Origin of the sequence: Streptomyces sp. NPDC013187, assembly GCF_042899705.1 — a bacterium.
GTDB classification, from domain to species: domain Bacteria; phylum Actinomycetota; class Actinomycetes; order Streptomycetales; family Streptomycetaceae; genus Streptomyces; species Streptomyces hawaiiensis_A.
The window spans coordinates 353,714-375,014 of sequence record NZ_JBIBAF010000007.1 but is presented as its reverse complement, the minus strand read 5'-3'; the positions used below and the strand labels follow the sequence as shown (position 1 = coordinate 375,014).

At 70.0% G+C, this 21,301-nt stretch carries 16 protein-coding genes; 5 read left to right on the top strand and 11 right to left on the bottom strand.

Translation table 11 applies throughout. The features are described from left to right. Positions 1–36: 36 nt before the first annotated feature. On the top strand, positions 37–1,494 hold the full coding sequence (locus ACFY5B_RS17315; protein WP_389969777.1) for a peptidoglycan D,D-transpeptidase FtsI family protein: 1,458 nt from the start codon (positions 37–39) through the stop codon (positions 1,492–1,494). A gap of 93 nt (positions 1,495–1,587) precedes the next feature. On the opposite strand, the gene ACFY5B_RS17310 is transcribed toward ACFY5B_RS17315, so the two are convergent. Continuing rightward, a complete protein-coding gene (locus tag ACFY5B_RS17310) occupies positions 1,588–3,045 on the bottom strand; it encodes an NCS2 family permease (protein ID WP_389969775.1) in 1,458 nt (485 codons plus the stop codon). A gap of 269 nt (positions 3,046–3,314) precedes the next feature. Here ACFY5B_RS17310 and ACFY5B_RS17305 point away from each other — a divergent pair, with 269 nt between their 5' ends. The 3 genes from ACFY5B_RS17305 (at position 3,315) to ACFY5B_RS17295 (ending at position 5,685) form a co-directional block, all read left to right on the top strand. Then, complete coding sequence (locus ACFY5B_RS17305) at positions 3,315–3,914, top strand: SigE family RNA polymerase sigma factor (protein ID WP_104779580.1); 600 nt, start codon at positions 3,315–3,317, stop codon at positions 3,912–3,914. Then, complete coding sequence (locus ACFY5B_RS17300; RefSeq protein ID WP_389969773.1) at positions 3,911–4,768, top strand: hypothetical protein; 858 nt, start codon at positions 3,911–3,913, stop codon at positions 4,766–4,768. Before ACFY5B_RS17305 ends, ACFY5B_RS17300 begins: the two co-directional genes overlap by 4 nt. An 83-nt stretch (positions 4,769–4,851) precedes the next feature. Next, on the top strand, positions 4,852–5,685 hold the full coding sequence (locus tag ACFY5B_RS17295; RefSeq protein WP_389969771.1) for a pectate lyase: 834 nt from the start codon (positions 4,852–4,854) through the stop codon (positions 5,683–5,685). Between the two features lie 223 nt (positions 5,686–5,908). Here ACFY5B_RS17295 and ACFY5B_RS17290 read toward each other — a convergent pair whose 3' ends face one another. Next, positions 5,909–7,069 (bottom strand): chondroitinase-B domain-containing protein, encoded by a 1,161-nt coding sequence (locus tag ACFY5B_RS17290; RefSeq protein WP_389969769.1) that lies wholly within the window; start codon positions 7,067–7,069, stop codon positions 5,909–5,911. A 245-nt stretch (positions 7,070–7,314) separates the two neighbouring features. Here ACFY5B_RS17290 and ACFY5B_RS17285 point away from each other — a divergent pair, with 245 nt between their 5' ends. After that, positions 7,315–9,531, top strand: a complete 2,217-nt coding sequence (locus ACFY5B_RS17285) for a family 43 glycosylhydrolase (RefSeq protein WP_389969767.1) — start codon at positions 7,315–7,317, stop codon at positions 9,529–9,531. A 3-nt stretch (positions 9,532–9,534) separates the two neighbouring features. Here ACFY5B_RS17285 and ACFY5B_RS17280 read toward each other — a convergent pair whose 3' ends face one another. The 9 genes from ACFY5B_RS17280 to ACFY5B_RS17240 all read right to left on the bottom strand — a co-directional run bounded on the left by ACFY5B_RS17280 (position 9,535) and on the right by ACFY5B_RS17240 (position 21,286). Beyond that, the gene (locus ACFY5B_RS17280) at positions 9,535–10,692 is read right to left on the bottom strand and encodes a dienelactone hydrolase family protein (RefSeq protein ID WP_389969765.1); all 1,158 of its coding nucleotides are present in this window, start codon (positions 10,690–10,692) and stop codon (positions 9,535–9,537) included. Positions 10,693–10,792: 100 nt separating this feature from the next. Beyond that, positions 10,793–11,926 (bottom strand): pectinesterase family protein, encoded by a 1,134-nt coding sequence (locus tag ACFY5B_RS17275; protein WP_389969763.1) that lies wholly within the window; start codon positions 11,924–11,926, stop codon positions 10,793–10,795. A gap of 120 nt (positions 11,927–12,046) precedes the next feature. Further along, positions 12,047–13,372, bottom strand: a complete 1,326-nt coding sequence (locus ACFY5B_RS17270) for a polysaccharide lyase family 1 protein (RefSeq protein WP_389969761.1) — start codon at positions 13,370–13,372, stop codon at positions 12,047–12,049. Positions 13,373–13,402: 30 nt separating this feature from the next. Beyond that, positions 13,403–14,197, bottom strand: a complete 795-nt coding sequence (locus ACFY5B_RS17265) for a rhamnogalacturonan acetylesterase (protein ID WP_389969759.1) — start codon at positions 14,195–14,197, stop codon at positions 13,403–13,405. A 145-nt stretch (positions 14,198–14,342) separates the two neighbouring features. Further along, positions 14,343–15,689, bottom strand: coding sequence for an ABC transporter substrate-binding protein (locus ACFY5B_RS17260; protein ID WP_389969757.1), 1,347 nt, complete (start codon positions 15,687–15,689; stop codon positions 14,343–14,345). Positions 15,690–15,760: 71 nt separating this feature from the next. Beyond that, entirely contained in the window at positions 15,761–17,746 is a 1,986-nt protein-coding gene (locus ACFY5B_RS17255) for a pectinesterase family protein (protein ID WP_389969756.1), read from the bottom strand. A gap of 41 nt (positions 17,747–17,787) precedes the next feature. Continuing rightward, entirely contained in the window at positions 17,788–19,296 is a 1,509-nt protein-coding gene (locus ACFY5B_RS17250; protein WP_389969754.1) for a family 43 glycosylhydrolase, read from the bottom strand. Beyond that, complete coding sequence (locus ACFY5B_RS17245; protein ID WP_389969752.1) at positions 19,293–20,138, bottom strand: PmoA family protein; 846 nt, start codon at positions 20,136–20,138, stop codon at positions 19,293–19,295. The genes ACFY5B_RS17250 and ACFY5B_RS17245 overlap by 4 nt, the downstream gene beginning before the upstream one ends. Further along, a complete protein-coding gene (locus ACFY5B_RS17240; RefSeq protein ID WP_389969750.1) occupies positions 20,135–21,286 on the bottom strand; it encodes a Gfo/Idh/MocA family protein in 1,152 nt (383 codons plus the stop codon). Before ACFY5B_RS17240 ends, ACFY5B_RS17245 begins: the two co-directional genes overlap by 4 nt. Between the last annotated feature and the right edge of the window lie 15 nt (positions 21,287–21,301).

Sequence of the window (21,301 nt, the reverse complement as noted above, 5' to 3'; positions counted from 1 at the left end):
ACGATCCGCCCGGCGTGGCTCGTCCTCCCGTTCGGAATGAACAAGACGATCAGGCGCGCTTCGGTCTTCTCGCTGCTCCTGGTGTTGGCTCTGCTGGTCAGGGCGACCTGGGTGCAGTTCTACGAAGGCCAGGCGCTGGCAGACGACAAGGACAACCGGCGGAACGCGATCGAGACGTACTCGGCGCCGCTCGGGAACATCATCGTGGGCGGCCGGTCGGTCACCGGCTCGACGCCGACGAAGACGGGCGACCTGAAGTACAAGCGGACGTACACGGACGGCCCGCTGTACGCGGCGGTGACGGGTTACGCGTCGCAGGCGTACGCCCCGACCCAGCTGGAGGGCATCTACACCGACCTGCTCAACGGCACGGACAGCCGGCTCAAGTCCGTGATGGACACACTCACCAACCAGCGCGCCGAACCGGGCAATGTGGTCACGACCATCGACCCGGACGTGCAGAAGGCCGCCTACGACGCGCTCGGCGACAAGAAGGGCGGTGCCGTCGCCATCGACCCGAAGACCGGGAAGATCCTCGCGGTGGTGTCGACGCCCTCGTACGACCCTTCGTCGCTGACCGACGCCAACACGGCGGGGACGGCCTGGAAGAAGCTCACGGCGGACCCGGAGAAGCCGCTGGTCAACCGTGCGCTGCGGCAGCCGCTGCCGCCCGGCTCGACGTTCAAGCTGGTGGTGGCGGCGGCCGCGCTGGAGGACGGGCTGTACTCGTCGGTGGACGAGCGGACGGACAGCCCGGACCCGTACACGCTGCCCGGCACCAGCCGGGATCTGACCAACGAGAACCCGAACGCGCCCTGCACGAACGCCACGATCCGCACGGCGCTGGAGTACTCGTGCAACAACGTCTTCGCGAAGATGGCCGTGAAGCTGGGCCAGGACAAGGTGAAGGCGATGGCCGACAAGTTCGGCTTCGACGACGACAAGCTGGATGTGCCGGTCCGGGCCTACACGAGCGTGTACCCGTCGGACATGGACCCGTCGCAGACGGCCCTGACGGGCATCGGCCAGTTCGACGTCACGGCCACCCCGCTGCAGATGGCCATGGTGTCGGCGGCCATCGCCAACGGTGGCAAGCTGGTGTCGCCGCACATGGTCTCGCAGATCACCGACAGCGGTGGTGATGTGCTGGAGGACTACGACGACGACGCGGGCTCGAAGGAGATCGTCAGTTCCTCGACCGCCGAGCAGTTGCGGTCGGCGATGGAGACGGTCGTGAACAAGGGCACGGGCACGAACGCCAAGGTCCCGGGCGCGACGGTGGGCGGCAAGACGGGCACGGCCCAGCACGGCGAGAACAACAGCCAGACGCCGTACGCCTGGTTCACCTCGTACGGCAAGTCCGACTCCTCGGGCAAGGAGGTCGCCGTGGCGGTCGTCGTGGAGCAGTCGAACGCGGCCCGCTCGGAGGTCAGCGGCAACGGGCTCGCGGCGCCGGTCGCCAAGGCGATGATGCAAGCGGCGCTCAAGAACTGAACCCCCGACGCCGATAAGCCGTCTGTACAGACGAGACGGGCCGCCCCCTTCCCCCCGGGGGCGGCCCGTCCTCGTGTCACCGGCCGTCAGGCGTCACTTCGCTCCGAGGAGCTGCTCGATCGGGTCGATCGCGAAGTACACGAGGAACAGCGCCGAGGTTCCCCACAGCAGCCAGTGCACCTCCTTGGCCTTGCCGAGGACGGTCTTGATGACGACGTAGGCCAGGAAGCCGGCGCCGATGCCGTTGGTGATGGAGTAGGTGAACGGCATCACCGCGATGGTGAGGAACGCCGGGATGGCGATGTCGTAGCGGTCCCAGTCGATGTGCTTGACCTGGGTCATCATCAGGAAGCCGACGGCGACCAGGGCGGGGGCGGCCGCCTGGAGCGGGACGATGGTGAGCAGCGGGGTCAGGAACAGCGCGAGGCCGAACAGGCCGCCGGTGACGAGGTTGGAGAAGCCGGTGCGCGAGCCCTCGCCGACACCGGCGGCGGACTCGATGTAGGAGGTCGCCGAGGAGGCGGAGGCCGCACCGCCGGCGACCGCGGCGGCACCGTCGATGAGCAGCACCCGGCCGAGGTTCGGGACCTTGCCCTCCTCGTCGAGCAGCCCGGCCTCGGCGCTGATGCCGACCACCGTGCCCATGGTGTCGAAGAAGTCGGACAGGATGAGGGTGAAGATCAGCAGGACGACGGTGATGACGCCGACGCCGGGGGCGCTGAACGCGCCGAACAGGTCGAAGTCGCCGATGAGCCCGAAGTCGGGGGTGTCGACGAGCCGGTCCGGCCAGGAGGGGGTCGTCAGGCCCCAGGACTTGATGTCGGCCATGGAGTTGATCACGATCGCCAGCGCGGTCATGGTGACGATGCTGATGAGGATGGCGCCCTTGACCTTGCGGGCGAGCAGTCCGATCGTCAGCAGCACGCCGAGGCAGAAGACCAGCATCGGCCAGCCGGCGAGGGTGCCGGTGCCGCCCAGCTGAACGGGGACGGTGGTGTTCGCGGCGTCCGGGATGCGGCTGACGAACCCGGCGTCCACGAAGCCGATGAAGGCGATGAACAGGCCGATGCCGACGCTGATCGCCTGCTTGAGCGGCTGGGGTATCGCGTGCATGACGGCCTCGCGCAGACCGGTCACCACCAGCACGCAGATCAGCAGGCCTTCGAGGACGATCAGGCCCATCGCGTCGTCCCAGCTCATCAGCGGGGCGATCTGGAAGGCGACCACGGCGTTCAGACCGAGTCCGGCGGCGAGCGCGAGGGGCAGGTTGCCGCCGACGCCCATGACGATCGTCATGACGGCGGCCACCAGGGCGGTGGCGGTGGTGAGTTGGACGGCGTCCAGCTGGTGCCCGAACTTGTCCTTCGCGCTGCCCAGGATGATGGGATTCAGGACAAGGATGTAGGCCATCGTGAAGAAGGTGGCGAAGCCGCCGCGGATCTCCCGGCCGAAGGTGGAGCCCCGCTCGGAGATCTTGAAAAACCGGTCGACGCTGTTCGCCGCTGGTGGCGCGGCGTCGGACCGGTCGGCCACCTTCTGCGATTCGGACATGGCGCGTACTCCTTGATGCCTGGGTGATCGGTGTGCGGATGCTGGCTGGATTGTCGTCGCGTTGAACCACGTTCAGGTTTTCTTCGTGTTACGAAATCGAAGTCCGGCCCGCCATACGTCGTTCGAAGCCCCGTACGAACTGTTCGACGATCGCTGCTACGCTTCCCGATCTCGTCCGGGCCTCCCCCGGATGATCACATGTCATCTACATGACAGCCACAGGGTGCCCCGCCGGGAGCGCCCGTAGCCGCTGGGAGGAGAGGTCGCCCGTGGGCACGGTCGTCGACGACGCCGCCTCCGTGGAGTTCCACGCCTTCTTCGAGCGTCACTACGCCGAACTGAGCCGCCTCGCCCACCTGCTGACCGGCGAGTCGGACACCGCCGACGACCTGGCGGCGGACGCGTTGCTGGCGCTGTGGCACCGCTGGGACCGGGTGCGCGCGGCCGACCATCCGGCGGCGTACGCACGCGGTGTGGTCGCCAACCTGGCCCGTACCCGCATCCGCAGCGCGGTGCGCGAGCGGCGGCGCATCGCCCTGTTCTGGTCGCAGCGCGAGGAGAACACCGAGAATCCGGACGTCGCGGGTGTGGTCGATGTGCAGGAGGCGTTGCGCCGGCTGCCGTTCCGCAAGCGGGCCTGCGTGGTGCTGCGGCACGCGTTCGACCTGTCGGAGAAGGACACCGCCCTGGCGCTCGGCGTGTCGGTGGGTACGGTGAAGAGCCAGACCTCGAAGGGAATGGCCGAACTCCAGCGGTTGCTGGGGACGCAGGGCGTGCCGCAGCGGATGCACGCGACGCTGGGCGCTCCCCGCTGCTCGCCGGCTGTGGAGGGCGTGCGCACCGGTGAGGGCGGAGGGAGGGACCGATGAGCATGCGGCGGGACGTGCACGAGGAGGTGCGCGCCCGGTTGCACGAGGCGGCCGGGGCGCACGAGCCCGACCGGGAGCGCATGCTGGCCCGGGTCGAACGCGGCATGGCCGGTCCGGCCGGTTCCGGCCATCGGGCGACGCGTCCGCCGGTGTTCGGCTGGATACGGGTGGCGGGGGCGACCGCCGCGGTCGCCGGGGTCCTGGCGGTGGGCGGCTATGCGGTGGCGTCCGCGGTGAAGGAGGAAACCGCTCCGCGGAAGCGGGAAGTGGCGACCTCGCCGACCCCGGCGCCCACGCCGTCCCCGGAGGCGACGAGCCGGGCCCCCGAACCCCCGGTGACGGCGAAGCCGGCACCGAGCCGGTCGCCCGAGCGCCGCGAGTCCGGGCCCCCGCCGTCGGGAACGCCGAGCGCCCCGGCCCCCGAGCGGCCGGGCACCGCGACCGAGGACGGCCCGCTGTGGTCGGACGGCTCGGTCGACCCGCACAGCAACGACTTCTGGGCGCAGAGCAACATCACGCTCAAGACCCGCGAGCAACTGACCGCGCTGACCGTGCGGTTGCGGGTCGCCCAGACCGGCGGGGTCTCCGACGCGGGCGCCTGGCGCTCCCTGCCGGAGGACGACTTCAGCCTCACGGTCGCCGAGCGGGACGGCTTCCTCGTCTACACCTGGACGCTCAAGGAGGGCCGTACGGTCCCGGCGGGCGAGTGGGTGTTCGCCGGCCAGTTCGACCACGCCCGCGGTGGTCGCGACGCGGGCGGGGACCACTACGCGGTGACGGCCACGGCCGGTTCGCGCCAGCTGTCGGCGGGCGGTGGTTTCGCCGCCGTGGACGACGGTGACGGCGACTCGTGAAGATTCGTGAAGAGGCGGCAACCCTTTCCTCACCGGTGGCGACCACTACGCGCAAGACCACCCCCCATCTGAGGAATCGGTACATGACTGCACCAGCAGAACAGCGCGTCCGCCATCGCCGCAGCGCCACCAAGCGGCGGGCCGTGATCGCCGCGGTGTCCGCTTTCGGCATCACGGGTGCGGCGATCGTCACCACGTCGATGCTGTCGACGGCGGGCGCGGCGTCCTCCTGGCCCACGGACAAGGGCAAGACCCCCGTGTCGAAGACCATCCCGGTCTCCGGTGTGCGCGACGGCGGGATGAAGATGTTCTACGGCACCGGCGCGCTCGGCGCCGGAAGCCAGGACGAGGGCCAGGACCCGCTCTTCGAGCTGGCCGACGGCGCGGTCCTCAAGAACGTCATCATCGGCACCCCGGCGGCGGACGGTGTGCACTGCAAGGGCAGTTGCACACTGCAGAACGTGTGGTGGACGGACGTCGGCGAGGACGCGGCCAGCTTCAAGGGCAAGTCCTCGTCCGCGGTGTACAAGGTGATCGGCGGCGGCGCCAGGAACGCCGACGACAAGGTGCTGCAGTTCAACGGCGCCGGCACGCTGAACGTGTCGGGCTTCCAGGTGCAGAACGCCGGCAAGCTGGTCCGCTCCTGCGGCAACTGCAAGACGCAGTACAAGCGCACGATCGTGCTCAGCGACATCGACGTGACCGCCCCGATGAACTCCATCGTCGGGGTGAACGCCAACTACGGCGACACGGCGACGCTGTCGAAGATCCGTGTCCACGGTGACGCCAAGAAGAAGATCAAGACGTGTGTGCGCTTCGAGGGCAACAACACCGGCAAGGAACCCAAGGAGCTGACGCCGCCCGGCCCGGACGGCAAGAGCTGCAAGTTCAAGGCCTCCGACATCAGCTACCAGTAGGTCCTTGACCCCAGTGACTCCGGTTGGCCCTCGTCCCCCCTTGGGCCGACCGGGACGCCGGGTGCCCGGCCCCCCAGCCGGACGTCCCGGCACCTCGGCCCTCCGGAGCCCCCCTCCGGACGGCCGGTCGGTACCGGCCGAGCCCCCCTCGGCCGGTCGGCAGGACGCCCCCGTCGCTTCGCACCGACGGGGGCGTCGCCGTGTCCGCCACGGCGAAGGCCGCCTAGTCCATCGTCGAGCCGACGATCGAGGAGCCGGTCGTCAGGAACGCAGTCGCGGGCAGGGAGCCGTCCGCCCGCCGGGCTCCGTACGCGCCTGCCGCGTCCGTCGACCTGAAGGGCGGGGTGGTGATGCCGCCGTCCCAGGTGTTGCCGGCGGAGGCCGTCGAGGGACCGAGTTTCGCCGCTCCGCCCTTGTCGCCGACGGCGAGGTTCTTGCCGAGGCGGGCCGTGCCGGCCGCGAAGAAGAAACCGCTCCCGGAGTTGGAGTAGGCGGTGTTGCGGTGCAGTGCGACGGCGCCGGTGTTGGAGTTACCGGTGAAGCCGTGCAGCGTGTTGTCCCAGGCCGCGTTGTCGTCGACGACGTGGGCGGCGGACGCTCCCCCGCCGCCCAGCTCGAAGCCGTTGCCGTTGCCGTTGCCCTCGAAGGCCGGGTCGCTCCGGCGGTTCGCGCCGTTGCCGAAGGCCCAGGAGTGCTCGATGGTGACCGGCGAGGAGAACTGCCACAGGTCGAGGCCGTCGTCGGAGTTGTCGTACAGCCGGGCTCCGGTGATCCTGTTCCCGGTTCCGGAGCCGAACTTGACCGCGATGCCGTCGGCGTTCCGGCCGTGGCCGGCCGGGTCGTAGTTGCCGTGGCTGTCGAGGTTCTGCACGAGGTTGCCGGTGGTGCCGTCGCCGCGGAGCGTGAAGCCGGAGTCACCGTTGCCGGCGGTGACCAGGTTCCTGAAGACCCCGCCCACCGACGACGTGACGACCAGTCCCTGGGCCGGGGAGTTGACGAAGGCGAGGTCCTGGACGATCCAGTGGTCGCCGTGGATCGCGGCCAGCCGGGAGCCCGCGGGCAGCTCGGACCCGTCGATCCGCACCTTCTCACCGTCGTACGCCCGCAGGGTGATGGGCGCGGAAGCGGTGCCGTTCGCGCCGGACTCCAGCGTGGCGGACGGGTGGTAGGTGCCGCCGCGGACCTGGATCACGGTGCCGGCGGTGGCGTTCCGCACGGCCCTTTCGAGCTGGGCCGTGTCGGCGACGGTGACCGTCGTCGAGGCGGCCCGCGCGCCGCCGGTCGACAGCCCGAGGTAGACGCCGCCGGCCCCCGCGGCACAGGCCACGGCTGCGGCGATGGAGAGCGTGCGGGTCCTGTGATGACGTCCGGCGCTCGGCAGCACGGGGCGTTCCTTTCGTGAGGGTCGGGGACGGAAACGGCTCGAAGGGGCCCGCTCCGGCCCGTTTCCGTCCACCAGTCGCCGCCGCCCGGGAAAGGGTTGCCGCCATCACGTGCGCCGGGTTCCCGGTGTCCCGAAACTTTCGGAAACGCCGGCCTCACGCACACCCGTTGACGCCCTGCGTCCCTCCGGTGAAACTCCGAAGGCTGTTATCCAACAGAATCCCCCACACTCCGACAGGAAGTGTCATGCGCTCCCGCATCGCCCGCACGCTCCTGCTCCCCTTCCTGGCCCTGACCGGCCTCCTGCTGACCCTCCTCAGCGCGCCGCCCAGCACCGCAGACCCCGGAGCCCCACCCGTGAAGCACAGCAAGTACGCCGGTTACCTCTTCGCCTACTTCACCGGTGAGGGCACCGCCGACGGCGAGCAGATCCGCTACGCCCTCAGCCGCGGCAACGACCCGCTGCACTGGCGTGAGCTGAACGCCGGCAAGCCGGTGCTGACGTCCACGACCGGCGAGAAGGGCCTGCGCGACCCGTTCGTGATCCGCTCCCCCGAGGGCGACAAGTTCTACCTGATCGCCACCGACCTGCGGATGTACCAGAACTCCAGCGGCAGCTGGGACGACGTCCAGCGGCACGGCAGCAAGTCGATCATGGTCTGGGAGTCCACGGACCTCGTCCACTGGACCGACCAGCGCCTGGTGAAGGTCTCACCGGACAGCGCGGGCAACACCTGGGCCCCGGAGGCCTACTGGGACGACGAGCTCGGTCAGTACGTCGTCTTCTGGGCGTCGAAGCTCTACGCCGACGACGACCCGGGCCACAAGGGCGACACGTACAACAAGATGCTGTACGCGACCACCAAGGACTTCCGGACCTTCAGCGAGCCGAAGATCTGGAACGACCCGGGCTACTCGGTGATCGACTCCACCGTCGTGAAGTACCAGGACGAGTACTACCGCTACACCAAGGACGAGCGGGACCCCAGTTCCTCCAGCCCCTGCTCGAAGTTCATCACCGGCGAGAAGTCGACCTCGCTGACCTCGACGACGTACGACTTCGTGGCCGACTGCATCGGCAAGGGCGCGATGGACCGCGGTGAGGGCCCGACGGTGTTCAAGTCGAACACCGAGAAGAAGTGGTACCTGTTCATCGACGAGTACGGCGGCCGCGGTTACGTGCCGTTCGAGACCACCGACCTCGCCTCCGGCAAGTGGACCCCGTCGACGAACTACCAGCTCCCGGCGAGCCCCCGGCACGGCACGGTCCTGCCGGTGACGCAGCAGGAGTACGACCGTCTGCTGGCGGCCTACCCGTCGACCCCGGCCTCGGTCGTGGACGCGACGGCGAAGCACCAGAAGGGCTACGCGATCGTCACGGACAGCGCCTCGAAGGTCGTCCTCCCGATGAAGCCGGACGCCGATCTGCGGGACCTCGCCCCGAAGCTGTGGGTCGGTCAGGGCGCGAAGCTCAGCCCGAAGTCCGGGACCCGGCGCGACTTCCGCACGCCGCAGAAGTACACGGTGACGGCCGCCGACGGCACCCGGCGCACCTGGACGGTCGAGGCGGTGCCCACCCGCAGTCCCGTGCTGCCGGGCCTGAACGCCGACCCCGACGTCCACTACCTCAACGGCCGGTACTGGATCTACCCGACGACGGACGGCTTCCAGGGCTGGAGCGGCACCAGGTTCAAGGCGTACTCGTCGAAGGACCTGGTGAACTGGAAGGACCACGGCGTCATCCTCGACCTCGGTCCTGATGTGAGCTGGGCCGACAAGAACGCCTGGGCACCCGCGATCGCCGAGCGCAACGGCAAGTACTACTTCTACTACTGCGCCGAGCAGCAGATCGGCGTGGCGGTGGCGGACTCCCCCGCGGGCCCCTTCAAGGACGCGCTCGGCAAGCCGCTGGTCGCCAAGGGCGGTTCGCTCAAGGGCCAGATGATCGACCCGGCGGTCTTCACGGACGACGACGGCCAGGCCTACCTGTACTGGGGCAACGGCCACGGGTACGTCGTGCCGCTGAACGACGACATGGTGTCCTTCGACGCCTCGAAGGTGAAGGACATCACCCCGGACAACTTCCGCGAGGGCTCCTTCGTAATCAAGCGGAAGGGCACGTACTACTTCATGTGGTCGGAGGACGACACCCGCAGCGAGAACTACCACGTGGCGTACGCGACGGGACCGTCCCCGCTCGGCCCGTGGACCAAGCGCGGGACGATCCTCCAGAAGCGGCCCGAGTACGGCATCCTCGCCACCGGCCACCACTCGGTGGTCAACACCCCGGGCACCGACGACTGGTACATGGTCTACCACCGCTTCGCGCTCAACGGCCCCGGTCTGCCCGGCGGCGACGGCATGCACCGCGAGACGACCATCGACCGCATGGAGTTCGCGGCGGACGGCGGCATCAAGCCGGTGGTACCGACGCTGGAGGGCATCAAGCCGGTACGGCGGTGAGCGTCACAGGACGTCGTCGAGCCAGCTGACGACCTCGTCCTGCATGGGTGCGGTGAAGACGTGGCCGAGCTCCGGCCACGTCTTCGTCCGTATCCGCTCCTCGGCATGGTGCGAGCGCCAGACCCCACGCAGCTTGTCGTGAGCGACCCGCACCCCCTCGGCCGGGAACAGCGTGTCGAGACCGCCGTCGAGGAACAGCATCGGCTTGGGTGCGGCGATGCTCGCCACGTCCGGGATGTCGAGGTGCCGGGCGAGGCCTGGGTGGAGCATGTAGTAGGCGGACTGCCCGCGCAGCGTGTTGTTGCCGGGCACCATCATCTCCTTCAGGCCGGTCATCCAGCACACGCTCGCGGCGGCCGCTACGTGGTCGCTGAGGGCGGCGGTCTGCCAGGCGCGGTAGGCGCCCATGGAGAAGCCGACGGCCGCGACCCGCCGGGCGTCCACCCGGCCGAGCCCGGCCAGGAAGGCGGCGGCCCGCTGGTCCTCCCGGGCCATGAGCCCGGCGAGTGAGGAGCCGAGGTTGTAGAAGTTGGCGGCCAGGGCCTGCTGCTGCTCGTAGGCGAGGGGGCCGCGGTCGCCCCAGCCGAGCGCGTCGAGGCAGAGCACCGCATAGCCGCGCCGGGCCAGTTCGTCCCCGACGAACCGTCCGCTGAAGTACTTGTCGGCCCACGCCTGTGCGGAGGCGAGCCGGGTGTCGTCGTACCAGGGCCGGACGAGTTTCTCCTTGCCGATGTCGAACCTGGCGCCGTGGTCGTGCAGGAGCAGCACCGCCGGGAAGGGCCCGCGGCCGTGCGGGGTGAGCAGGACGCCGCGCACCCGTTCGTAGCGGGTGAGGGAGACGGTGACCAGCTCGCGGGTGTAGTCCCCGGTCCGGGTACGGCCGGTGAACTCCGGCGCGTACGGCGTCCCGTCCTGCCGCTCGACGAGGAGGTGCTCCTCGACGGTGGCGCGGGCGGCACGCCGCCAGGCGCGGACGTCGCGGATCGGGGACCTGCCCCAGGCGAGCGGGAAGGTCAGTGCCTCTTTCAGCGCCGGGTGGAAGTCCGGCAGCGGCCCGTCCACGACCGCCGCCTCCGCCCCGCTCACCGCTCCCCCGCCCAGCAGCGCGGTCCCCGCCCCGACCACGAACGTCCTGCGTCCCAGGGCTTCACGGGCGTCCATGGGGCCTCCCCGCTCCGGCGTGCCGCAGTACGTACCGCTCGACGGCCGCCGGGGAGGTCAGGACGTCGGCCGGCCTGGTGAGCAGGGTGCGCCGGTGCACTCAGCACACCTCCTTCCACGGCTTCCAGTCGCCGAGCCAGGCCGCGCGGGTCGCGGACCTGGCTTGCCGTGGGGTGAGTTGGGGCCGGTTGGCGGGGACCGTGACGGCCGCGCCCGGCCCGGTGTTGCGGTACTCGGCGAAGCGCTGGTCCTGCCAGGGGTCGGTGTCGCGCATGGTGGCGTAGGGGGTGACCGCGTCGATGCCGCGGCCCAGCCAGGTCTCCCGGACGGTGAGCATCGGGCGCACGGTGGTGCTGGAGGTGGGCACCCAGGGACGGGCCAGCTTGTAGTAGGCGTCGGGGGCCTCGCTGGTCACCCGGCCGCGCAGGACCAGGTAGCCGTACGGGTTGGCTCGCTCCGTGGAGGGGGCGAAGACGAAGCCGTACGGGGCCGAGGACGCGTCGGTGCGGTTCAGCGTGCGGAAGTGGCAGTGCTCGTAGACGGCCGTGGCCCGGCCGAAGACGAAGTCGACGTCGCCCTCGACATAGCAGTGGGAAAAGTACTGGCGGGCGAAGAGGTCGGCGGAGTTGGAGTCGGCGTACAGGGTGTCCTGGTGGCCGAGGAAGCGGCAGTCGTGGAAGGCCGAGCGGTCGCCCTGCACCTTGATGGCCACGGCTTGGGTGCCGCTGATCTCGGGGTGCTCCTCGCGCAGGAAGTCGTTGGCGAAGGTGATCCGGTGGGCGGTGAAGCCGTCCGCCCGGACGGTGGTGGTGGCCGAGCCGGTCGTGCCGTGGGTGCCGGAGCCGTCGGGCCTGGGAGTGCCGTTGGCGTTGTCGTAGACGATCACGACATCGCGCGGGTCGTCGCCGGCGCCGAGCCAGGTCATCTCCGTACGAACGCGGTCGACGGCGACCGTCTCCCGATAGGTCCCCGGGGCGATGACCAGCGTCCAGCCGCTGCCGGTGGCGGCTGTCACGGCGGCCTGGACGGAGGTGTGATCGCCCTTGCCGGAGGCGTCGACGTAGAGGGTCTGCGGGGTCAGGCGGGCGGCCGGGGAACCGTAGCGGCCGAAGGGACAGCGTGGCCGGGCGGCGGCCTGCGCGGGGACGGAGGCGAGTGAGAGCGCGGCGCCCGCTGCGGCGCTCGCGACGAGGAACGCCCTGCGGGAGTGGGGACGACGGGACTGCGAGAGCATGCGGCTGCTCCTTCGCGGTGCGGCTGGTGCGAGGTGAGGGGAGCCCGGGCCGGGTACGTTCCGGGGCCGGGGCGGGCGGACCTCGTGGAGTGCGCCCGTCCCGGCCGGTTCTCGGGGGCGTCAGCAGATGCGGCCGGCTCCCGCACGGTGGCCGACGATGCCGGGGAGGGCCTTCGCCGGGTCGACCCTGGCGCGCAGCGCCGGTGTCCAGCCGGCGCCCGACTGCAGGGTCTCGCCGGGGATCTCCGCGTTGTGCACGGCGATCAGATCGGTCTTCTTGCCGTTGACGTAGTTGTTCGCAGCGGTGACCGGCGCCTCCATCCACTTCTTGAGGATCTTCGCCGGGCTCACCCCTTTCGCCAGGGTGAAGGCGTTGTGCTCGGCGACGAGCTGGGACTCCTTGCCGATGCCGAAGCTGTAGACGTACTCCTGGCCGGCTACGAAGTGGTTGTTGTACGAGTCGACCTGCCCGAAGCGGACGCGCGGCGCGCGCTCGATCACGTTCCGGAACAGGTTGTGGTGGAGCGTCACCTTGAGCTTGCCCCGGTCGAGGACGGCCGTCGACTCGCTGTCGCTGTTGCCGATCATGAGCGTCTTGTCGTGGTCGGCGAAGACGTTCCAGGAGGCGGTGACGTAGTTGGATCCTTTGATGATGTCCAACTGACCGTCGTGCTGCTGGTAGACGGTGCCGAAGTACGTCGGTGCCTTGCTGTCGGGGTGGCTGCCGTCGGTGAAGGTGTTGTGGTCCATCCAGACATGGGTGGAGCCGTTGATGACGGCGGTGTCGTACTCGGAGTTCCAGGCGCCCGTGTCGGTGTCCGTCGGATCCCACTGCGGGAAGCAGTCCAGGGGGCTCTCGAACGTGAGGTTGCGGATGATGACGTTGTCGACGCCCGCGATCTGGAGGCTGGCGCCCTTGAAACCCGCGTTCTTGCCGACCCCGATGATGGTGGTGTTGGCCGGCACGTTGGCCTTGATGGCCTTGTCCTGGTTGTCGGAGGAGGCGCGTCGCAGTCCCTCGGGGCTGTCGGCCGGCTCGCCTCTCAGGTCCTTGTCCCGCCCCCAGGTCTCGGGGGCGTACTTCTTCAGATAGGCGTCGAAGTCGTAACCGGGCACGGCGAAGGCGTCGCACCCCTCGGAAACCGCGTCGACGGTCCCCTTCACCTTGATGATCTTCGGCGCGCTCCCGCCCGCGGCGAGGGCGGCCTTGAACTGGGCCCAGGTGGTCACGGTGTACACGTGCGCGGCGTCGGCGGCGGCGCCACCGGTGGTGCCGCTGCCGTACGAGCCCCACCCGTCCTTCGTGCCGAGCGTCTGCCGGGTGGGATCACCGGGGCGGGCCTGGGCTGTGGCGGTGCCGGTGAGGGTCAGGACCAGTGCGGTGCACCCGGCCAGAGCGGCGACCCTCCTCTTTACAGCATGTCCATGCCATCTATCTGCGCGCATGGTGCGGTTCTCCTTTTCCGGGGAGGGGGGTTACGCGGCGGGCCGGGGCCAGGTGATCCAGGACGCGGGGATCGAGGCGTCCAGTCGGTGCAGATCGCTCGGCGCGAGCACCCGCGTACGAAGCAGCTCCCTCGCCACGAGCCGCGCCACGGCGATCGCACCGGGGGGATTGAAGTGCGTGTTGTCCTGCTCGGTCGAGGTCCAGTTGAAGTACTTCTTCGTCTCCTCGACACCGAGCCGCTGCCACAGGGCGATGGACAGCGCCTGGATGTCGAGCAGCGGCACGCGCTCCTGCTGGGCGAGCGCCTTCATCGCCGCCGGGTACTCGCCGTGCGAGGGCAGAGCCTTGCCGGCCGTGTCGAACTTGCGGCGCTCGACGGACGTGGCGAGGACGGGCCGGGCTCCGCGCGCCCGAGCCCCGTCGATGTACATCCGCAGGTAGTCCTGGTACGTCGACCACGGCTGGGTGTACCGGGCGGGGTCTTCGGACTTCTCGTCGTTGTGCCCGAACTGAATGACGAGGAGGTCGCCGGGCTGGATCGCGGAGAGGATGGCCTTGAGCCGTCCTTCGTCGACGAAGCTCTTCGAACTACGCCCGTTCTGGGCGTGGTTGGCGACGGTCCAGTTCTTCAGGAAGAACGGGAGCGCCATGCCCCACCCGGTCTCCGGGGCATTGCTGGTGTACTTCTGGGCGGCGGTGGAGTCACCGGCGATGTAGAGGGTCCGGGAGCGACGGCCGGTGGCCTGTGCGTTACCGGTCGCGGCGAAGGTGAGGGGGACGGCGGCGACAGCGGCCGCGGTGACTTGTCTACGGCTCAGTGACACGACAAACCCTTCTTTCTACGAGCTCTCAGGGTGTGGGGGATGTCTTGGTACGCGGTTCCGCCGCCGGTGCGAGCGGGCCCGGGGCGGCCTGTGGCCTGCACGCCACAGGCCGCCCCGGGGCTGGGCGAGGCGAAGCGGGGCGGCGTCAGCCCTTCTGCTGGTCCCACTCCGCCTGGGCCTCGTTGAGCTGGTCGGCCATCGTGTCCAGGAAGTCCTTGGCGCTCATGTCGCCGAGCAGGACCTTCTGGAAGCCGGGCTCGTTGTCGGCCTTGGAGATGGTGTTCCAGTCCGGCAGGTAGTACGGCAGCTGGACGATGGTGGTGGAGCCGTCGTTGAGGGCCTCGGCGGCGAGCTTGGTCGGCTCGGCCTTGGAGATCCAGGCGTCCTTGGCGGCGTCCGTGTTCGACGGGATGGCGCCGGCCGACTCGTTCCACTTGGAGTTGGACGCGTGCGAGGCGGCGAACTCGATGAACTTCCAGGCGGCCTCCTTGTTCTTGGAACTCTTGAACAGGCCGAGTCCGTCGACCGGGTTGGAGACCTGGACACGCTTGCCGCCGGGGCCGGTGGGCTGCGGGATGCCGCGGAACTTGCCGGTGCCGAGCGCCTTCACGTGGTCCTGGTAGGAGCCCAGGTTGTGGTTGAGCATCCCGATCGTGCCGGAGTCCCACTGCGCGACCATCTTGGTGAAGTCGTTGTTCAGGTCGGCGGCCGGCGTGTACTTCTTGTACAGGCCGGCGTACTTCTCCAGCGCCTCGACGTTCTTCGGGTCGTTGACCGTGGTCTTCTTGCCGCTCGCGTCCCAGAAGGACGTGATGCCGGACTGCCCGTACATCGCGTCCAGCGCCTGGGCGATGGAGCCGGCGCCACCGCGGATGGTGTAGCCGAACTCGTTCTTCTTGGCGTTGGTGAGCTTCGCGGCGGCCGCGTAGAACTTCTCCCAGGTGGTGGGCGCGTCCAGGCCGGCCTTCCGGAACAGGTCGGTGCGGTAGTAGAGGGTGCCGTTGTTCGCGGAGGTCGGGACCGAGTACAGCGCGTCGCCGCCGCCGGCGGACTTCAGCGACTCGACCATGCCCTCGTTGAGCTTGCCCTGGAGCGAGGACTTGCCGAGCCGGCCGTCCAGGGGGTCCAGCGCGTTCTGGGCGGCGAACCCGGCGGCCATCGCCGCGCCGACACCACCGACGTCCGGCAGGCCGCCGCCCTGGATGGCGGTGTCGACCTTGGACTGGTACTCAGTGGCGGAGATACCGACGTACTCGACCTTGACGGACGGGTTCGCCTTCTCGAAGTCGGCGATGATCTGCTTCCAGATGTCCGTGCGGACACCGCCGTTGTTGTCCCAGAAGACGATCTTTCCCTTGCCGCTGCCCTCGGCTCCCTTGTCCCCACCGGCGCCACTGCCGTCGTCGCCACAGGCGGTCGCGGTCAGGGCGAGGACGGAGCCCAGGGCGACGGCCGTGGCGGCGCGCCTGCTTCTGCGGATTCTGCTGTTCATCGGTCGGCTCTCTCTTCTGGATCAAACGGAGATGTGAAGTGGTGGGAGGGCAGCGGCCCGCGTGGGGGGAGTCAGCGGCCCGCGTGGGGTGCCCAGTTGTCGCTTCCCTTGAGGTAGGCGGTGACGGTGTGCGTCCTCGCGTCCTCGTCGCTCATCTGCGGCCGGTCCTGGGTGACGGCGGCCCCCGGCCCGTAGTTCCCGTACTCCGTGAAGCGAGCGTCCTTCCAGGAGAACCCGCTCATGTCCGTCCACGGCGAGGACTTGATCGCGGCGGGCAGCCGGGTGTCCCGGATCAGCACCTGGCCCACCGCGTTCGGCTCGCCGCCCGGGTGCCAGGGCCGGCCGAGGTGGAAGCTCCCGGCCGGCGCGTCACTCACGATCTTCGAGCGGGTGATCAGGAACCCGTACGGGTTGCCCGTCCACGTCGACGCGGCGGTGACCCACCCGTTGTTGGTCGTCGACCCGCGGCTCAGCGCCTTGATCACGGACCGCTCGATCACGGTCGTCGCCCGCCCGTAGATGAAGTCGACGTCACCCTCGATGTAGGAGTCGTGGACATACACCCGGCTGATCACGTTCAGCTTGGGGCTGTCCGTCATCAGGGTGTCCTGGTTTCCCAGGAAGGCGGTGTTCTCGAAGACGATCCGGTCGCCGGTGGTCTTCATGGCGAGGGCCTGCTCGCCCTTCAGCTCGACCGCGGCCTCGTCGAAGTCGTTACTGAAGGTGAGGTTGCGGGCGGTGACGTCGTTCGCCGCGATCCGCACGGTGGCACTGCCCGTCGAACCGCCGTACTCGGCGGGCGTGTCGAAGACGATGACGGTGTCGGAGCGGTCGTGTCCAGTCCCCTGCAGCAGGATCTTCGGCTTGGCCGCCGGGATGAACACCTTCTCCCGGTAGGTGCCCGGCGCGACGGCGATCGTCACCGGCACGCCGTTGCCGTCGGGCACGGCGTCCACGGCGGCCTGCACGGTCGGGTAGGCGCCCGGGACGTCGAGGGTCACGCCGATCCGGCTCTGCGGACCGGAGAACTTCTTCACCAGGGCGGGGACGGCGCGGGCGGAGTCCAGCCGGTAGTCGTAGAAGTCCCGCGGGTCGAATGCGGCACCCCACTCGTCGGTCCGCCCGCTCGTCTTCCTCAGGATCGATCCGCGCTCGACCAGTGCCGCGGTGGTATCGGCCTGGTAGGGGTGCTGGACCCGGTCGTAGTAACTGTTCTCGATGACCATCTTGGTGCGGCCCCGGGACCAGTTCCCGTACGTCCACACCGGGTCGTCGTCGGCCACCTGTGCCGAGACGTAGTTGTTGTACAGGTGCGCGTAGGCGCAGTTGTCCGCCGAGGGATTGCGCTGTTTCGTGCCGGTGAACCAGTTGTGGTCGATGGTGATCTGAGTCTGGACGTTGTCCGTCCAGCCGATCCCGAGGGCCTTGTTGTGGTCGCTGAACTGGTTGTAGGAGACGGTTACGTACTGACTGTCCTTGCGGATGTCGAGCAGGCCGTCGCCCATGTGGGTGAAGCGGTTGTGGTCGATCCAGACGTGGTGGACGGTGTCCATCTGGATGGCGTCGAAGTCGTTGGTCTTGCCGTCCCAGTCGCCCTCGACGTAGGAGTCGCGGATCGTCAGGTTGCGGATGATGACGTTGTGCGTGCCGGGTTTGAGGTGCAGTTCGCCGTGGACGATCTCACCGGTGTCGCCGACGCCGATGATCGTCTTGTCGGAGGCGACGACGATGTTCGAGCCGAAGGGCTCGACGTCGACCGCCCCGGCCACCCGGATGACGTAGGGCTCCTCGGCGGCTGCGTACTTCGCCAGCGAGGCCTGGTCGGTGACGGTGACGACCTTGCCGCCGGCACCGCCCGTGGTGCCTCCGGCCAACGAGGCGAAGCCGTGGGCCCGGTCGGTCCAGCGGGCGGTGGCCGGTGCGGACTTCTCGGCCGAGGCGGGTTCGGCGGCCCTCGCCTCACCGGTCGCGCCCAGTCCCAGGGCGGCGACCAGGCCGGCTAGGGCGGCCAGGGCGGCACCCGGTCTGGGCAAGCGCTTGCTACGGAGGTGCGTCATTGCGGCTCCCAACAGGCGTGAGGGGCGTACGAATGCGGTGGTTACAGGTCGGTGATCCGGAACTGCGTGAACGTGGCGGCGCCCGCGTGTCCCGGCCCGACGGGCGCGAGGGCGAAGAGGCCGAGCAGGGCGCCGACCCAGCGCCACGGGGTGGCTGCGAAAACGGGACCCGAGGGGATCGGGCCCTCGCCGAGGTCGTAGGAGAAGCGGCAGCGGGCTCCGGCTCCGATCTCGATGCGGAGCCTGACGCGCCCTTCGGGTGCGAGGCAGGGGTGGGCCGCGTCGCGCTCCCGCGCGGCAACCCCCTCGGCGAACCGGTGCACGAGGTGGACGGTGCCGTCGGCCCCGCGCTGGAGGCCGATCCAGCTGAACGCGTCCCCCAGGACCGCGAGTCCGGCGCGCGCTCCCGGCTCCTCACTGTGCAGGCGCAGCTCCACCTCGACGGCGGACGGGACGCCGGGCAGCCGCTGAGTGAGGACGTTCGGAAGCTTCCGCAGGTCGTGGGTGTCCGGCGAGCGGACGCAGGTGAGCCGCAGTCCGTCCCCGGAGTGCTGGGTGGCCCAGCCGTCCCGCAGGTTGGCCGTCCACTGCCACTGGCGGCCGTAGCGCCCGCCGGGGAAGTCGTCGTCGGTGGCGGGCGCGGCGGGCGGCTGCGGCGGCAGGGCGGGGCGGCGGTGTTCGGTGACGGGGGCGCCGTCGTCCCCGAGCACCGGCCAGCCGTCCGCGCCCCAGCGCATCGGCTGAAGGTGGACGACCCTGCCGTACGCGCCGCGCTCCTGGAAGTGCAGGAACCAGTCCTCGCCGGACGGGGTGCGCACCCAGCCGCCCTGGTGGGGCCCGTTGACGTCGGTGTCCTTCTGCTCCAGGACGATCCTCTCCTCGTACGGCCCGAAGAAGCCGCGTGAGCGGAACGCGCCCTGCCAGCCGGTCTCCACGCCACCGGCGGGGGCGAGGATCCAGAACCAGCCGTCGTGCCGGTAGAGCTTGGGGCCTTCGAGGGTGAACCAGCCGGGTATGCGGTCGCCGTCGACGATCACCTTGCCCTCGTCGAGGAGGCCGGTGCCGTCGGGGCGCATGCGGTGGCCGGTGAGGCGGTTCTTGACACCCGAGCGGGACTTGGCCCAGGCGTGGACCAGATAGGCCTCGCCGGTCTCGTCGTCCCACAGGGGGCAGGGGTCGATCAGCCCCTTGCCCGCCATCACCAGGTGCGGCCGGGTCCACGGGCCCCTGATCTGCGGGGCGTTGACCTGGAAGACACCCTGGTCGGGGTCGCCCCAGAAGATCCAGAAGCGCTCGTCGTGATACCGGAGGGACGGGGCCCAGACGCCGCAGTCGTGCCGGGGCGTGGCGAACTCCTCGGCCGGTTCCAGGCGGTCGAGGGCGTGGCCGACGAGGGTCCAGTTGACGAGGTCCCGGGAGTGCAGCAGCGGCAGGCCGGGGGCGCGGCCGAAACTGGAGGCGGTCAGGTAGAAGTCGTCACCGACACGGACGACGTCCGGATCGGACCAGTCGGCGTTCAGGATCGGATTGCGGTAGGTCTCGGAGGTCACGGGCTCACCGCCTTGCGGACGAGGGCCGCCGCGCCGTCCCGGTCGAGACGGCCGTCGGCGACGACGGTGACCACCCGGCGCACCACGGTCTCACCCGGCGGGACCGGCACCCGCTCGTCGTGAGCCAGGGAGGAGCCGACGCCCGGGTACTCCTCGGTGCGCACGAACCACGGGTCGCGTCGGGTCTGTCCGGTGGCGCCGGCGAAGACCAGCGTCCAGGTACCGCCCCGCAGGGCGAGCCAGTCGGCGGGGCGGCCGTGGACCTTGTCCTCCCCCTCGGCTCCGGCCGTGAAGACCTCCGGCGCGGAGGCCTCCTTGCGGGCGCGCCAGAAGAAGCCGCCGTAGGCCGCGCCCGGGCGTCCGTTGGTCGCCGGGCTGCCGATCGACAGCGGGCTCGCGGTGACGTTGGTGAGGGAGAACGTGAGGTCCAGCGCCCAGGCCCGGTCGGTGAGTTCGGTGGCCGCGACGGTCCGGCGTTCGCGCAGCAGTTCGCCGCCCGCGGCCACCCAGCGCAGCTCCTCGACGAAGCCGTCCGGGTCGCGCAGCTGGAAGGCGACGTGCCGCTGCGAGCCGTGGTTGTCGAGCTCGGTCGGGCCGTGGTCGCGGACGTAGGTGCGTCCGCCCCAGAAGTTGAACCCCTCGACGTCGGGAACGGCGACACCGACGCCGAGGTGGTGTGCGTGGTCGGCCGGGGTCAGTTCGGTCACGGCCGTGCCGGACAGGGTGGTGACGGGGTGCAGGTAGGGGCGCGGGGAGAGCCGGGCCGGCAGTTCGGGCCGGGTGACGTACCGGCCGACCGGCCGGCCCGCGACGCGCAGGACCGCTGTGCCGTTGCTGGTCATCGGGTGCTCACCTCGTTCGACAGGTGCGCCCAGGGGGCGCCGAGCTCGGAGTAGAGGGAGAGGGTGTCGGCGGCGGCCGCGACGAGCCCGTCGATGCCGGGCACCACACGGCGGTTCTCTTCGGGGATGCGGTGCCAGGCGGAGTCCGGCAGGGGCGCCGGGTCGGGTGCGGTGCGGATGGCCTCGACGACCTTCATGAAGGCGCCGGTCTCGTCCGGCGGGACGAGCAGGTCGGCGCCGGTGGTGAGGTGGTCGACGAGGTTCTCCAGCAGGTCGGTGCGGCCGTGCTCGGACTCCTGCGGGCCGTGTCCGGCGCGCTGGAGCAGAAGCCGGTCCTGCTTGTACCAGAAGGTGATCCGTCCGCTGCTGCCGTGCACGAGCACGTACGGCTCGTCCGCCTCCTCGGCGCACAGGGTCGCGGCGACCGTCACCGGGTGGCCCTGCGCGGTGGTGATCCGGACGCAGGAGGTGTCGTCGGACTCGATGGCGTTGGCGCGCAGCAGTTCGGTCTCGATGCCGGTGACGTCCTCGGCGCGGGTGCTGCCGCCCAGGGCGAGGGCGGTGGCTACGGCGTGCGCGAGGGGGTTGGTCAGCGCCCCGTCGATCACGTCGACACCGTTCAGCCGCCGCTTGCCCGCCCAGGGCGCCCGCCGGAAGTAGTCCTCGTCGCGCACCCAGGCACCGGCGCCGCCGATCCCGACGAGCTTGCCGATCGCGCCCTTCTCGATCAGCTCGCGGATGGCCGTCAGGGCGTGCGAGCCCAGCGACTGGAAGCCGATCTGGCAGACGACCCCGGCAGCGGCGACCCCGTCGGCCATCCGGCGAAACTCGGCGTAGGAGGGGGCGGGAGGCTTCTCCAGGAGAAGGTGCACGCCGCGTTCGGCCGCCGTGAGGGCGAGGTCGGTGTGGGTCGGGATCGGGGTGCAGATTACGGCGATCCGCGCGCCGGTGGTCTCCAGCAGGGCGCCGAAGTCGGCGGACTGCTCGGGCGTACCGAGGTCGCCGAGCTCCTCCTCGGTGAGCGGCGTCAGTTCGCAGACGCCGACGAGCCGCACGAGGCCCTGCTTCTGGAGCCGGCGGATGTTCTCGACGTGCCAGCGGCCGTGGCCCCTGGCACCGGCGAGGACGACAGGCAGAGGTGTGTTCATGGCGTCGATCATGCG

Coding starts and splice junctions, on each gene's coding strand:
- ACFY5B_RS17315 (WP_389969777.1), top strand. CDS start 37: ATGAACAAGACGATCAGGCGCGCTTCGGTCTTCTCGCTGCTCCTGGTG.
- ACFY5B_RS17310 (WP_389969775.1), bottom strand. CDS start 3,045: ATGTCCGAATCGCAGAAGGTGGCCGACCGGTCCGACGCCGCGCCACCA.
- ACFY5B_RS17300 (WP_389969773.1), top strand. CDS start 3,911: ATGAGCATGCGGCGGGACGTGCACGAGGAGGTGCGCGCCCGGTTGCAC.
- ACFY5B_RS17295 (WP_389969771.1), top strand. CDS start 4,852: ATGACTGCACCAGCAGAACAGCGCGTCCGCCATCGCCGCAGCGCCACC.
- ACFY5B_RS17285 (WP_389969767.1), top strand. CDS start 7,315: ATGCGCTCCCGCATCGCCCGCACGCTCCTGCTCCCCTTCCTGGCCCTG.
- ACFY5B_RS17280 (WP_389969765.1), bottom strand. CDS start 10,692: ATGGACGCCCGTGAAGCCCTGGGACGCAGGACGTTCGTGGTCGGGGCG.
- ACFY5B_RS17275 (WP_389969763.1), bottom strand. CDS start 11,926: ATGCTCTCGCAGTCCCGTCGTCCCCACTCCCGCAGGGCGTTCCTCGTC.
- ACFY5B_RS17270 (WP_389969761.1), bottom strand. CDS start 13,372: ATGCGCGCAGATAGATGGCATGGACATGCTGTAAAGAGGAGGGTCGCC.
- ACFY5B_RS17260 (WP_389969757.1), bottom strand. CDS start 15,689: ATGAACAGCAGAATCCGCAGAAGCAGGCGCGCCGCCACGGCCGTCGCC.
- ACFY5B_RS17255 (WP_389969756.1), bottom strand. CDS start 17,746: ATGACGCACCTCCGTAGCAAGCGCTTGCCCAGACCGGGTGCCGCCCTG.
- ACFY5B_RS17245 (WP_389969752.1), bottom strand. CDS start 20,138: ATGACCAGCAACGGCACAGCGGTCCTGCGCGTCGCGGGCCGGCCGGTC.
- ACFY5B_RS17240 (WP_389969750.1), bottom strand. CDS start 21,286: ATGAACACACCTCTGCCTGTCGTCCTCGCCGGTGCCAGGGGCCACGGC.